Genomic DNA, 12,868 nt, shown 5'->3' on the forward strand with positions numbered 1-12,868 from the left:
ATAACCGACTCGGGTGCGCGTACGACCATGAATGCCCGCCGTCCGGACCGGGCCCCCACCCGATCCAGCGCCCCCCACTATCACACCGCGCTCGGGGCATGAATGTAGCGCACCGGAGTGGCGGGCGTGGTTCTCAGTCAGTTCTGACCCACCATGATGAGTGCATCTACGGCGGGGAGCCAGGTGTTCGACGGCCGCCGGAGCCACTTCCCGTCGGCGGCGAGCTCCGCGGCGGCCGTCCGCAGAGCGGTCAGACCGGGATGAACGAGACCTTTCCGCCACACCAGCGATACCGGCGAGAGCGGTACGGGGTCGATCAGCGGGCGCAGTTCGGCTCCGGGCATGGCCGGAAAGTCCACCACGGCGAGGACCGGATTTCGATTCTTGGCCATGACACGTTCGAACTCCTCGGGGCCGACGGCGAGCGGTGCCGGTGGCGCGATCTCGATGCCCCGGCCCGCGAAGAGCAGACGCGCCAGGTCCGTCCACTCCCGGGTGCCCGGGTTGCCCGCCCCCGCGTACACCGTCTCGCCGGCGAGCGCGTCCAGCGGCACCGCGTCGAGCTCGGTCAGCGGGTGGCCGCCCGGCAGCAGCACGGCCATCGGCTCGTACCGCACGGGCTGCTGGGCGAGCCCGGTCCGCAGCGCGGGGTCGAGGCCGGCGAACCGCCCGAAGGCGACGTCGAGCCGCCCGGCGGCCAGCTCGGCCGCCGCGCCGGTGAGCCCGCTCCCGTACCGGGCCATCAGCTCGCACTCCGGGGCGAGTTCGCGGGCGCGCCGCAGAATGCGCGCGGAGACCAGGCCGGGGCTGTTCAGGTCGACGAGCAGTGGGCGCCGCGCGCCGGTGACGGCGGCGAACAGCTCGTCCTGGGCGAGGAGCACCCGCCGCGCGTACGGCAGGAGCCGCTCGCCGTCGGCGGTCAGCGTGACCTGCCGCGTCGTCCGCGCGAAGAGTTCGGCGCCCAACTCCCGCTCCAGACGCCGCACATCACGGCTCAGGGCCTGCTGGGCCACGTACAGACGGGCCGCCGCCCGGGTGAAGTGCAGCTCCTCGGCGACGGCGACGAAGGCGCGGAGCAGCCGGGGCTCGACATCGCGCGGTGCTCCCCCGGGGACGGCGTTCTCTACGGCCATCGCAGGAACTTACAACGCGAGCGCGTGAATCGGCGTCCGGAAGGTGTTGGACCCCGCCGCCCGCCCCCGGTGAGGCTGAGGTCATGCCCAGCGACACGTCCGGCGGCCCGCGCCGCCCCCGCAACCCCTACGCCCGGCTCTTCGCGATACCCGGCGCCACCGCCTTCACCGGGGCCAATCTCGTCGCCCGCCTGCCCATGGGCATGTTCAGCGTGAGCGCCGTCATCATGATCTCCGGGGCCCGCGGCTCGTACGCGCTGGCCGGCGCCGTCACCGCCACCGGCCTCGCCGCCACCGCGGCCGTCGCTCCCTGGACGGCCCGGCTCGTCGACCGGCACGGCCAGGCCCGTGTCGCCGTCCCCGCCACCCTCGTCGCCGCGCTCGGCTCGCTCTCGCTGCTGCTCTGCGTACGGTACGGGGCGCCCGACTGGACACTCTTCGCCTCGTACGCGGCGACGGCCACGACACCCAACACGGGAGGCATGTCCCGGGCCCGCTGGGCCCACCTCCTGGGGGACGACGCGCGGGCCGTGCACACCGCCAACTCCTTCGAACAGGCCGCCGACGAGCTCTGTTTCATGCTCGGCCCGGTCCTCGCCGCCTTCCTGTGCGGCGCGCTCTTCCCCCAGGCGGGCACGCTGACCGGCGTGGTGCTGCTGGTCTGCGGCGTGCTGCTCTTCACCGCGCAACGCGCGACGGAACCCCCGCCCCACACCCCCACGGCACCCGCCTCCCCCGCTCCACCCGCGCCCCGATCGCCGCTGCGCGCACCGGGGATGGCGCCTCTGCTGGCCGCGTTCCTCGCCACCGGAGCCGTCTTCGGATCGCTGGAGGTCGTCACGATCGCCCACGCCGACGGCCAGGGACACCAGGCGGTCGCCGGGCTGATCCTCGCCCTCCAGGCCGCGGGATCCTGCGCCGCGGGACTCCTCTACGGCGCGGTGAAACCGCGCGGCCCGCTGGCCCGCCGCCACCTCCTGTGCACCGCCGCGATGGCGGCCCTGCTGACCCTGCCGCTGCTGGCCGTGGCGGCCTCCGGCTCCCTGCTCGTCCTCTCCGGGGCGCTGCTGGTCGCCGGAATGGCGACCGCGCCCACCATGGTCACCGGCATGACCCTGGTCCAACGGCGCACCCCCGAGGGGCGGTTGAACGAGGGCTTAACCCTCGCCGTGACCGGCATCCTCGGGGGCATCGCGTGCGGGGCCGCGGGCGGCGGCTGGGCGGTGGAGCGCCTCGGCACCACCGCGGGTTACGGGGTGCCCGTCGCCGCCGCCTGCTGCGCCCTGCTGCTCAGCAGCGCACCGGCTTGCGCCACGAACACTCCAGGTCGCCGCCGTCCCGCTCGGCCGCGCGCGTCGACCGCGGCGTGACCGCGACGGCCTTGTCCCTCGTCGACGAGGCGAGGGTGACGACGATGGCGTCCTCCAGCGCCTTCACGGACGACGGCAGGTAGTTGTTCAGGATGATGCTGAAGACCAGCTCGCGCCCGTCCTTGTCCTTGACGTATCCGGACAGGGCGGAGGCCCCGGTCAACGTGCCGGTCTTCGCATGGACGTTGAGGGCCGCCGGCGTCCCGCACATCCGCGTGCGCAGGGTGCCGCCGACGAACTTGTCCGGGGCGCAGGCCACCGGCAGGGAGGCGTACCAGTCGTCGAACCAGGGCTCGTCCTTCACCGACCGCAGCAGCGTGATGTACTGCCCGGCCGCGACGTTGTCCTTGCGCGAGAGCCCGGACCCGTCGACCTGACGGATCTTCCCCGGATCCACGCCGGCGGTCTTCAGATACCCCCCGATGGCGGCGAGCCCGCCCCCCCAACTCCCGGGCCGGCCCGTCGCTTCATGCCCCATGGCCTTGGTGAGGCTCTCCGCGTGCATGTTGTTGGAGAGCTTCATGAAGGGGACCAGGAGCTCCTTGAGGGGCATGGAGTCGTGCGAGGCGAGCCTCTTGGCGCCCTTCGGCGTGCGGAGCCCGGCCCGGGTGGGCCCGCCGACCCGCACGCCGTGCGCGGCGAGGGCGTCCCGGAAGACGGCGGCGGCGTACCCGGTGGGCTCCCAGACGGTCGCCCACTCCTTGGTGGTCTCCCCACCGACGGGGACGGTGCCGCTGACGGTGATCGTGTTCTCGCCGTGCCGCCGCTCCACGGCGATGGTGTCGTCGCCGCCCCGCGCGACGGTGCGGGCCCGCAGGTCGATGTCCACGTAGTCGGTCTCGGGCGTGACGCTCACGCGCGGCTTGTCCCCGGCACGCGCGCCGGGCCGCACCTCGACGATGACGGTGCCCGTGTCGTAGTCGGTGTCGGGCGCGACGCTCAGCGCGCTGATCTGCGCGGCGTAGTACGAGGATTCGTCGTCGCCGCCCCAGGTGTCGCCGATGCGCCGGTCGTCGAACCGGGTGTCGTCGGCGACGAGTCGCCCCGAGACCCGCCGGATCCCCGAGTCGGCGACCTTCGCGGCGAGTTGGTCGTAGTCCTTGGCGAGGGCCGTCGGGTCTCCGGTGCCGCGCAGATACAGATCACCCTTGAGCTCCCGGCCGTGCCGCGCCCCGTCGGAGAGGACGTCGGTGGTGAACCGGTGGTCGGGCCCGAGCAGTTCCATGGCCGCGGCCGAGGTGAGCAGCTTGGTGTTGGAGGCGGGCATCAGGCGCCCGCTGGAACGGTGCTGGTACAGGACGTCGCCGGAGCCGGAGTCGGCGACCACGACACTGGCGACGCCGCCCTCCATGAGGGGGTCGCCGAGAATGGTGTCGATGGCCTCGGGAAGACCGGACCGGTCGGAGTCGGCGCCGGCGGGGACGGCGGCGGAGAGGCCGGCCGCGGTGAGGGCGAGCACGGCGGGCCAGATCCAGTGACGGGCGTTGACGCGGCGTCTCACGGGTCTCTTCATGACCCTGGAGCATGTCCGAAGCGGGGTCGTGGGGACAGCCCCCACGCGGTTTCTGGCGCGGTCGCCCGACACACTCCTGGGCCCGCCGCTACGCGCCGGGATGGCCGGGTGGGGGTTACTCCCCCACGCCGGGGGTGAGGGTTGTCGGGGGTGGGGGGTGCTCCCTCCCTCTCCCGCCCGCCCAAACAGTCCCGCCGCTCCGCGGCGGATGTATCCCCCCGTTTGCCCCGCGACGCCTCGCGGGAGCAGGGGCGGTCACCATGCCCGCCCCCGGCTCCACCGACGGGGATGCTGCGGCGCAGGGGTAGCCCCCACCGGCCGGCGCGCGCGTACGAGACGGGAGGAGACGTGGGGGTATGTGCGCACGGAGCACCGAGCACGCAATAGCAACATCGTCCGCGAGGCAGCGCCGCAGGGATGGCGAGTACGCACATACCCCCACGGCCCCGCACCCCAAGAACCGAGCCCAAGGCGCAGACGCCCGCCCTGACCGTCCCGCACCCGTAAAGGGGCAACAGGCACAGACCCCGGCCCTGAACGGGCAGCAGGCGCAGACGCTATCTACACGCTCCCCGGCAACCGCCGCCCCCGTGGCGGCAGCGCCGCCAGGAGCGTCAGCGCCGACGCCGGCCCCGACGGCCCTCCCCCCGACCGTCGGCACACCATCGCATCCGGGTCCCCCGGCGACTGCTGCAGGCTGTACCCCCCAGGACACGTCGGCCCCGGCGCCCCCGCCTCACCCCGCGGCCCCGCCGGCCCGACAGGCCCGACCGGCCCCGCCGCCCCCGGCGGCCCCTCAGGCCCCGGCACCCCCTGTTCCCCTTGAACCCCCGGCGCACCCGGCACTCCCGGAGCCCCGGCCTCCCCAGAGGCACCTACCGGCCCCGGTTCACCCTCACTCCCCCGCGCCCCACGCTCCCCCTCCCCACCCTTCTCCCCCGGCTTTCCGTCCGACCCATCCAACCCATCCGACCCGTCCGATCCTTCGGACCCCTTCGGCCCCACCGCCCCCGCCGCCCCCGCCGCCCCCGGCGACCCCGCCGGCACCCGAACCCGCTCCAGCAAGTCGTCGATCGCCTCGGAGGGATCCGGCGCGGCCGGAGTGTCCCCATGGGCCCGCACCTGCGCCCGCAGGGTCCGTACGTCGCGCGCCAGCGTCGACACCGCGTCGCCCCGCCGATCCGCCTCCACGGCGAACCGGTCCGCACGCCGGTCCCCCGCGTCGATGCGCGCCCACAGCAGCGCCGCGACACCGGAGAGCGCGAGCAGGACGCAGACCAGGAAGACACGGCGCCAGCGGCGGGCCAGAAGTCGCTCGAGCTGGGTCACGGCGTGCCTCCGAGCCGTTGGTTGTCGATGAGCAGCCGCGCGATCTCGCTCTGGTCGTGCGCGTGCAGAGCATTCAACTCCGCCAGCTTCACGTCACGTTCGGCGACCAGCCGTTCCAGCCGGTCCCGCTCCGTCTGGAGCTTCTCCGTGAGGCTGGAGTATCCGGTGAGCGCGTTCTCGCCGCGCTTGCCGAGATACGCGACGATCGCCGCGCCCAGCACTCCGAGACTGGCCACCAGTGAACCGAAGAGAGTGACGGTGGCATCCAAGCGACTGCCTCCTGCACTTGCGTACTCAGCCCGGCCCCTGGGCCGCCCGACTGTGGGACATTCCTGCACTCTGATGCGGTAACGATTCACCGGCCCAGAGGATGTGCCCCACTTTTACCCAGAAGATGTGCCCCATTTTTCGAGGTGCCCGCATTCGTGCGCAGGGCATGGAAAAAGCCCCCCGGCCGATGGCCGGGGGGCTCTGTCCTCACATGGGGTTTGTGGAGATGGCGGGAATCGAACCCGCGTCCAACGGTGCGGAACCAGGGCTTCTCCGAGCGCAGTTCGCTGCGATTTTCTCGGCCCCGGAGATCTCGCGAACAAGTCTCCGACGGGCCCAGTCACTGTTTGATTTCCCGTCGAACCCCGTGACCGGGTTCGACGGTTTAGTTCCCTAGATTATGCCAGGATCCGGGTCGGGAACATCCCCGGGCTGACACCCATTTAGGGTCCTTCAGTCACTGCTTATTAGGCAGCGAGGGCGAAGGACTGGGAATCGCTCTTGGAATTGGCGATTATTTGTTGCGACATATGGTTTACGAGATCATTGCCGCTTCCTCGGCTCGCTTCCCCTGCTTCGACATCCGCTGTCGAAACCGATCATCCCCATGTTGATTTTTCAAGGTGGATCTCTCGATCCTGGGCCCTGGGGCCCGGGTGCCCCGTCATCAGCGGAGCAAGACCCATCGTACGTGACCAACGCACGACGGTGCCAGCCTATTCCGTGGAGCCGGCACCGGCGTCACCGGCGGCGGGCGCCACCAGCGTGACCGGAGGCACCGGAGGCACCCTGAGGGGGCGCCCTCAGGCGATGCCCTGCCGGCGCCGCACCTCGGAGACCGCGCGGTTCGTCTCCCTCGTGTCCTGCTTCTCCCGCAGCGTCTGCCGCTTGTCGTACTCCTTCTTGCCCTTGGCCAGAGCGATCTCGACCTTGACGCGGCTGTCCTTGAAGTACAGCGAGAGCGGCACGATGGTGTGCCCCGACTCCTGCGACTTCGACTCCAGCTTGTCGATCTCCGCGCGGTGCAGCAGAAGCTTCCGCTTCCGCGTGGCCGAGTGGTTGGTCCAGGTGCCCTGCACGTACTCCGGGACGTGGATGTTGTGCAGCCACGCCTCACCGCGGTCGATGTGCACGAAACCGTCCACCAGGGAGGCCCGGCCCAGCCGCAGCGACTTGACCTCGGTGCCCATCAGCACCAGGCCGCACTCATAGGTGTCCAGGATGTGGTAGTCGTGCCGCGCCTTCTTGTTCTGCGCGACGATCTTCCGGGCGGGTGCCTTCTCGGCGGCCTTCGCGGCCTTGCGCTTTACCTTTTCCTTCGCCATAGTGCGGCCATTTTCGCACTACGAGGGGGGTCCGAGGCCAGTCAATACTGTCTCGGCCCGCTTCTCGGCCCCGTCCTCGGCCTCCAGGTCCGGTGTGATGCCCCGGCCGTCGACGGCACGCCCCGAGGGGGTGCGGTAGTGGCCCACGGTCAGCTCGGCGACGGAGCCGTCGGGCAGCCGGCTCGGCATCTGCACCGCGCCCTTGCCGAAGGTCCTGGAGCCCACCACGACCGCGCGGCCGCGGTCCTGCAGGGCTCCCGTGAGGAGCTCGGCCGCGCTCATCGTGCCGCCGTCGACCAGGGTGACCAGGGGGCGCGCGGTGTCGCCGCCGCGCCGGGCGTGCAGCGCCTTCTCCTGACCCCGTACGTCGTACGTGGCGACCAGCCCGCCGTCGACCAGGGCGGACGCGGCGGTGACCGCCTCCGAGACCAGGCCTCCGGAGTTGCCGCGCAGGTCGAGGAGTATGCCCGCGCCCTCGGGGGCCCGGCGCACCGCGCTCCGCACGGCCTCGCCGGATCCCTTGGTGAACGCCGCGACCCTGATGAGGACGGCGCCGCTGGGCAGCTGGGTGACGGTGACGGGGTCCGTGGAGACGTGCGCCCGGCGCAGGGTCTCGCGCCACGCGCGCGTGCCGCGCTCCACGCCGAGGACGACCGGGGTGCCCGCGCGGTCCCCGCGCAGCAGGCCGAGGACCTCGGTGACGGGGCGTCCCGTGACGTGCTCGCCGTCGACGGAGCGCAGCCGGTCGCCCTCGCGGAGCCCGGCCCGGTCCGCGGGGCCACCGCGCCGCACCCGGGAGACCTCGATGTGCCCGTCGGCCGCGCGCCGGGCCCAGAGCCCGACGCCGGTGTACCCGCCGCCGAGCGCCTTCTCGAACTCCTGGAACTCCCCCGGCGAGTACACCGATCCCCAGCGGTCCCCGCTGCGGCTGACGGCCTCCTCGGCGGCCTTCTTGCCGGACTTGCCGTCGGCCATGGCCTCGGCGGCCGCGTCGGCGGCATCGTCCGCGGTGTCGGTGCCGCCGGCGCCGGCGGCGGGCGGGGCGAGGGCGTCGGAACGCACCGACGGAGATGGCGCGTTCCGGCTGTCGTCCGCCGCGTCGCTCCACGATCCGGTGGCCGCGCCGGTCACCAGGACGCTCGCGAAGACCAACGTCAGGGTCGCCCCGCGGCGGACGCGGCGGGGCACGGAGATCCGAACGGCGAACCGGTCGAGGCCTGACATGACGGTGAGTCTAGGACAACGAAGGGCGCCGTACGGCGGGTTGAACCGTACGGCGCCCGGACACACAGAGGGCTCTTGTCACACCTTCAGGTACTTGCGCAACGCGAAGAACGCCGCAAGCGCGGGCATCAGCAGGCCGATCGCGAGCACCAGCGGCAGCTTCGCGAGGACCGCGTCCCAGCCGATGAAGTTGATCAGGTTGATCTTCTCGGAGAGCTCGAGACCGTGGTCGATCATGAAGTACCGGCCGATCAGCAGCATTCCGCAGGCGAGGCCGCCGCCGATGAGACCGGCGACCGCGGCCTCCATGATGAACGGCATCTGGATGTAGAAGCTGGACGCGCCGACCAGCCGCATGATGCCGGTCTCGCGTCTGCGGCTGAACGCCGAGACGCGCACGGTGTTGACGATGAGCATCAGCGCGACGACGAGCATCAGCGCCATCACCGCCACGGCCGCCCAGTTCATGCCGTTCAGGAGCCCGAAGAGGTTGTCGAGGTAGCCCTTCTGGTCCTGCACGACCTGCACGCCGTCACGGCCGGAGAAGGCGGTCGCGACCACCTGGTACTTCTCCGGGTCCTTGAGCTTGACGCGGTACGACTCCTGCATCTGGTCCGGCGTCAGCGAGCTGGACAGCGGGGAGTCGCCGAACTGCTCCTTGTAGTGCTTGTAGGCCTCGTCCGCCGACTCGTGGACGACCTTCTCCACGACGGGCATCTTCTTCAGATCGCCGAGGATCTGGTCCTTCTGCTCGTTCGTGACGGCGCCCTTGGCGCACTTGGGGTCCTGCTCGGCGTCGGCCTTGTTGCACAGGAAGATCGAGACGTTGACCTTGTCGTACCAGTAGCCCTTCATCGTGCTCACCTGGTCACGCATGAGCAGCGAGCCGCCGAACAGGGCGAGCGAGAGCGCTACGGAGACGATGACCGCGAAGGTCATCGTGAGATTTCGGCGGAGACCGACGCCGATCTCCGACAGGACGAACTGGGCGCGCATGGCGGCCTTTCAGTGGATCAGGTGGATCAGACGGTACGAGCGGGGGCGGGCCCGTCGGCGGGACGGGACCGTCAGTGCTGGTAGCCGTAGACGCCGCGCGACTGGTCGCGGACGAGACGGCCCTTCTCCAGCTCGATGACCCGCTTGCGCATCTGGTCCACGATCTGCTGGTCGTGGGTGGCCATCACGACGGTGGTGCCGGTCCGGTTGATCCGGTCGAGCAGCTTCATGATGCCGACGGACGTCTGCGGGTCGAGGTTGCCGGTCGGCTCGTCGGCGATGAGGAGCTTGGGACGGTTGACGAACGCGCGGGCGATCGCGACGCGTTGCTGCTCACCGCCGGAGAGCTCGCCCGGCATCCGGTCCTCCTTGCCGCCGAGGCCCACGAGATCGAGGACCTGGGGCACGGACTTGCGGATCTCGCCGCGGGACTTGCCGATGACCTCCTGCGCGAAGGCCACGTTCTCGCCGACGGTCTTGTTGGGCAGGAGGCGGAAGTCCTGGAAGACGGTGCCCAGCTGGCGCCGCATGTGCGGCACCTTCCAGTTGGACAGGCGCGCGAGGTCCTTGCCGAGGACGTGCACCTGGCCGTGGCTGGTGCGCTCCTCGCGCAGGACGAGCCGCAGGAAGGTGGACTTTCCGGAGCCGGAGGACCCCACCAGGAAGACGAACTCGCCCTTCTCGATCTCGAGGGAGACGTCCCTGAGCGCGGGGCGGGTCTGCTTCGGATAGGCCTTGGAGACGTTGTCGAATCGGATCACGGATGCACCACGGGTTGCCGGGGGTAGGTGAGCGTGACCCTACGCGAAGGCGGTGTGCGAGCGCAGTCGGCGTCCTGAGTTGCGCGAATTGTCTCGGAAGTGCCCGGGAAAGGCGGTGGCACCGGGGCGGGTGGAACGGTCGGAAACCGTCGGAAGGGGGCGGGCCGCGCCGAAATCCACGGAAGCTGGCACAGTGGTAGGGGGAACGATTGGGTCCCCCTCAGCGTTGGGCAGGCTGAGACTGTGCGGGAGGAGAAGCGCATGACCCTGGATCGGTTGGTATGCGCGAACTGCGCAGCGCCCGTCAACGAAGGCCGCTGCCCCGTGTGCCGGGCCAATCGCGAGCGCCTGCAGCAGGAGGGACCCTTCGCGGGCCTCAATCCCGCGGCCCTGATAGCGCTGCTCGTGGTGCTGATCGCGGCCGTGGCGCTGCTGGCGCACCAGAGCGCGTAACGGCTCGGCGGGACCGCGCGAAGACGCGGGCGCCCGGCCACGGAGCGTCACGGCACGCACCGACGGAGTCACGAAGAAGGGCCCGGAGCTCGAGGGAGCTCCGGGCCCTTCTTTCACACGTACGTGGCGTACGTCACCGCCCGGGTCAGGCAGCGGCGCCGCGGTTGCCGACGATGCGCGGCAGGAAGCGGAAGCCGATGCCGCCCGCGATCATCGTCGCGGCGCCCAGCAGCAGGAACGTGGTCTCGGTGGCGCCGGTCTCGGCGAGCTCGCCGCCCTTGCCCTTGGCCGATGCCTGGTCGGCGTTGCTGCCGCCCTGCTCGACGGGCTTGGAGCCGGTGTCGGACAGGCTGTCCTTGCCCTTGCCCTGCTCGACGGGGTTGGCGCCGCCGTCGGGGTCGTTGTCGTTGCCGCCGGCGCCGCCGTGGCCGCCGCCGGTGCCGTTCTCATCGCCCGGGTCGCCCGGGTCCGAGGTGGGCGGGGTGGTCGGGTCCTCGGTGGGCTCCGTCGGCTCCGTCGTCGGCTCTTCCGGGTCGGTGGGCTCCGGGTCCGAGGGAGTCGGGTCCGGGCCCGGAATGGTCGGGTTCGGGTCCGAGGGGGTGGGATCCGGACCCGGGTCCTCGTCACCCCCGGGCTGCACGCCCACGTCCACACCCACGCCGCTCTCGTCGGCGTGGGCGCCGACGCCCACCCCACCGAGGTCGACACCGACGTCGAGGGCCGAGGCGGCACCCGCGGCGGTCAGCGAGGCGCCGGCGGCGATCACCGCACCCGCCGCTATGCGCGCGACACGGATCCGCGTCTTCTTGGTCATCTGGCTGCTACCCCCAGTAGCTCAATTGTCAGAGAGGCAGCGTCCGGGGCTGCGTTCGTCCGGGGGCGGTTCGATCAGCCCCCACAGATCCCACGCGCCCCAGGAATACGCATGCCGCGCGCTAGCCTTTCCGCATTTCGCAGCAGCGTCAAGGTCGTTGCGGGCGCGATGTCCGATATTGGGGTAGTTGCCCGTCCTACGGAGATGTGACTGTGACGTAAAAGGCAACTGCCGCCTCTTGGGCGGCAGTTGCCTTGTCGATAAAGCCGTTCTCGGGCGGCTTTTACTTCTCCTGCTGCTTGCGCCAGCGAATTCCGGCTTCCAGGAAACCGTCGATCTCGCCGTTGAACACCGACTCCGGGTTGCCGACCTCGAACTCCGTCCGCAGGTCCTTGACCATCTGGTACGGGTGCAGGACGTACGAACGCATCTGGTTGCCCCAGGAGTTGCCGCCGTCGCCCTTGAGCGCGTTCATCTTCGCCTGCTCCTCCTGGCGGCGGCGCTCGAGGAGCTTGGCCTGGAGGACGTTCATCGCGGTCGCCTTGTTCTGGATCTGCGAGCGCTCGTTCTGACAGGAGACGACGATGCCGGTCGGCAGGTGGGTCAGGCGCACCGCGGAGTCGGTGGTGTTGACGCCCTGGCCGCCGGGGCCCGAGGAGCGGTACACGTCGACGCGCAGCTCGGTCTCGTCGATCTCGATGTGGTCGGTCTGCTCGACCACCGGGAGGATCTCGACGCCGGCGAAGGAGGTCTGGCGGCGGCCCTGGTTGTCGAAGGGCGAGATGCGCACGAGGCGGTGGGTGCCCTGCTCGACGGAGAGCGTGCCGTAGGCGTACGGGACGTTGACGGCGAAGGTGGTCGACTTGATGCCGGCCTCTTCCGCGTACGACGTCTCGTAGAGCTCCGTCTTGTAGCCGTGGCGCTCCGCCCAGCGCAGGTACATGCGCTGGAGCTTCTCGGCGAAGTCGGAGGCGTCGACGCCGCCGGCCTCGGCGCGGATGGTGACGACGGCCTCACGGGCGTCGTACTCCCCGGAGAGGAGGGTCCTGACCTCCATCTCGTCCAGCGCCTTCTTGACGGCCGTGAGCTCGGACTCGGCCTCGGCGCGGGTGTCCGGGTCGTCCTCCTCCTCGGCCATCTCGAACAGCACGCTCAGGTCGTCGATACGCCCGCGCAGGGCCTCGGCCTTCCGCACCTCCGCCTGGAGGTGGCTCAGCTTGCTGGTGATCTTCTGTGCCGCCTCCGGGTCATCCCAGAGGGACGGGGCGGCCGCCTGCTCCTCGAGCACGGCGATATCGGCCCTCATCTTGTCGAGGTCCAGGACGGCCTCGATCGACTCCATGGTCGAGGAGAGGGACTTGAGCTCTTCGGATACATCGACGACTGCCACGACTCCAGCGTAACGGTTCCGGCAACGGTGACTCGGCGCCCCCTCCGGGGCCGGGGGTTCTCACCCTGCGGGCCGCCTCGGGCAGCTCGCGCAGTTCCCCGCGCCCCTTGACCGGTTCCCTGCGGGCCGCCCTGGGTCGCTCGCGCAGTTCCCCGCGCCCCCTAACCGGTCACCTGCCGGCCGTCCCGGGTTGCTCGCGCAGTTCCCCGCGCCCCCTAACCGGTCACCTGCCGGCCGTCCCGGGTTGCTCGCGCAGTTCCCCGCGCCCCCTAACCGGTCACCTGCCGGAC

Annotated in this window: 11 protein-coding genes and 1 other RNA gene; 2 read left to right on the plus strand and 10 right to left on the minus strand. The window is 71.0% G+C overall.

Annotation, left to right across the window (positions count from 1 at the left end):
* Positions 1-137 precede the first annotated feature (137 nt).
* Positions 138-1,133 (minus strand): LysR family transcriptional regulator, encoded by a 996-nt coding sequence (locus ACZ6B8_RS04090; RefSeq protein ID WP_471606210.1) that lies wholly within the window; start codon positions 1,131-1,133, stop codon positions 138-140.
* 83 nt (positions 1,134-1,216) lie between these two features.
* On the opposite strand from ACZ6B8_RS04090, the gene ACZ6B8_RS04095 reads away from it, so the two are divergent.
* Complete coding sequence (locus ACZ6B8_RS04095; protein ID WP_471606211.1) at positions 1,217-2,503, plus strand: MFS transporter; 1,287 nt, start codon at positions 1,217-1,219, stop codon at positions 2,501-2,503.
* Here the strand turns inward: ACZ6B8_RS04095 and dacB are convergent.
* The 7 genes from dacB to ftsE all read right to left on the minus strand — a co-directional run bounded on the left by dacB (position 2,424) and on the right by ftsE (position 9,921).
* Positions 2,424-4,016: a D-alanyl-D-alanine carboxypeptidase/D-alanyl-D-alanine endopeptidase gene (gene dacB, locus ACZ6B8_RS04100; RefSeq protein ID WP_471606212.1), complete on the minus strand. Its 1,593-nt coding sequence runs from the start codon at positions 4,014-4,016 to the stop codon at positions 2,424-2,426. The two genes, ACZ6B8_RS04095 and dacB, sit on opposite strands and share 80 nt — an antisense overlap.
* Before the next feature lie 1,325 nt (positions 4,017-5,341).
* Positions 5,342-5,614: a hypothetical protein gene (locus tag ACZ6B8_RS04105; protein WP_471088861.1), complete on the minus strand. Its 273-nt coding sequence runs from the start codon at positions 5,612-5,614 to the stop codon at positions 5,342-5,344.
* Positions 5,615-5,833: 219 nt separating this feature from the next.
* Positions 5,834-6,222: a transfer-messenger RNA gene (gene ssrA / locus ACZ6B8_RS04110) on the minus strand.
* A 196-nt stretch (positions 6,223-6,418) separates the two neighbouring features.
* A complete protein-coding gene (gene smpB / locus ACZ6B8_RS04115; RefSeq protein WP_362368450.1) occupies positions 6,419-6,940 on the minus strand; it encodes an SsrA-binding protein SmpB in 522 nt (173 codons plus the stop codon).
* Positions 6,941-6,958: 18 nt separating this feature from the next.
* Positions 6,959-8,164, minus strand: coding sequence for a S41 family peptidase (locus tag ACZ6B8_RS04120; protein WP_471606213.1), 1,206 nt, complete (start codon positions 8,162-8,164; stop codon positions 6,959-6,961).
* A 78-nt stretch (positions 8,165-8,242) separates the two neighbouring features.
* Complete coding sequence (gene ftsX / locus ACZ6B8_RS04125; protein WP_471088856.1) at positions 8,243-9,160, minus strand: permease-like cell division protein FtsX; 918 nt, start codon at positions 9,158-9,160, stop codon at positions 8,243-8,245.
* A gap of 71 nt (positions 9,161-9,231) precedes the next feature.
* Positions 9,232-9,921, minus strand: a complete 690-nt coding sequence (gene ftsE / locus ACZ6B8_RS04130) for a cell division ATP-binding protein FtsE (RefSeq protein WP_055569411.1) — start codon at positions 9,919-9,921, stop codon at positions 9,232-9,234.
* Positions 9,922-10,182: 261 nt separating this feature from the next.
* On the opposite strand from ftsE, the gene ACZ6B8_RS04135 reads away from it, so the two are divergent.
* Entirely contained in the window at positions 10,183-10,374 is a 192-nt protein-coding gene (locus ACZ6B8_RS04135) for a hypothetical protein (RefSeq protein ID WP_362368444.1), read from the plus strand.
* 145 nt (positions 10,375-10,519) lie between these two features.
* Here the strand turns inward: ACZ6B8_RS04135 and ACZ6B8_RS04140 are convergent, their stop codons facing one another.
* Together ACZ6B8_RS04140 and prfB are read right to left on the minus strand one after the other, a co-directional pair.
* On the minus strand, positions 10,520-11,188 hold the full coding sequence (locus tag ACZ6B8_RS04140) for an LPXTG cell wall anchor domain-containing protein (protein ID WP_471088854.1): 669 nt from the start codon (positions 11,186-11,188) through the stop codon (positions 10,520-10,522).
* Positions 11,189-11,471: 283 nt separating this feature from the next.
* The gene (prfB, locus tag ACZ6B8_RS04145) at positions 11,472-12,578 is read right to left on the minus strand and encodes a peptide chain release factor 2 (protein WP_471088852.1); all 1,107 of its coding nucleotides are present in this window, start codon (positions 12,576-12,578) and stop codon (positions 11,472-11,474) included.
* Positions 12,579-12,868: the final 290 nt, after the last annotated feature.

The organism is Streptomyces sp. NPDC041122 (genome assembly GCF_055592445.1).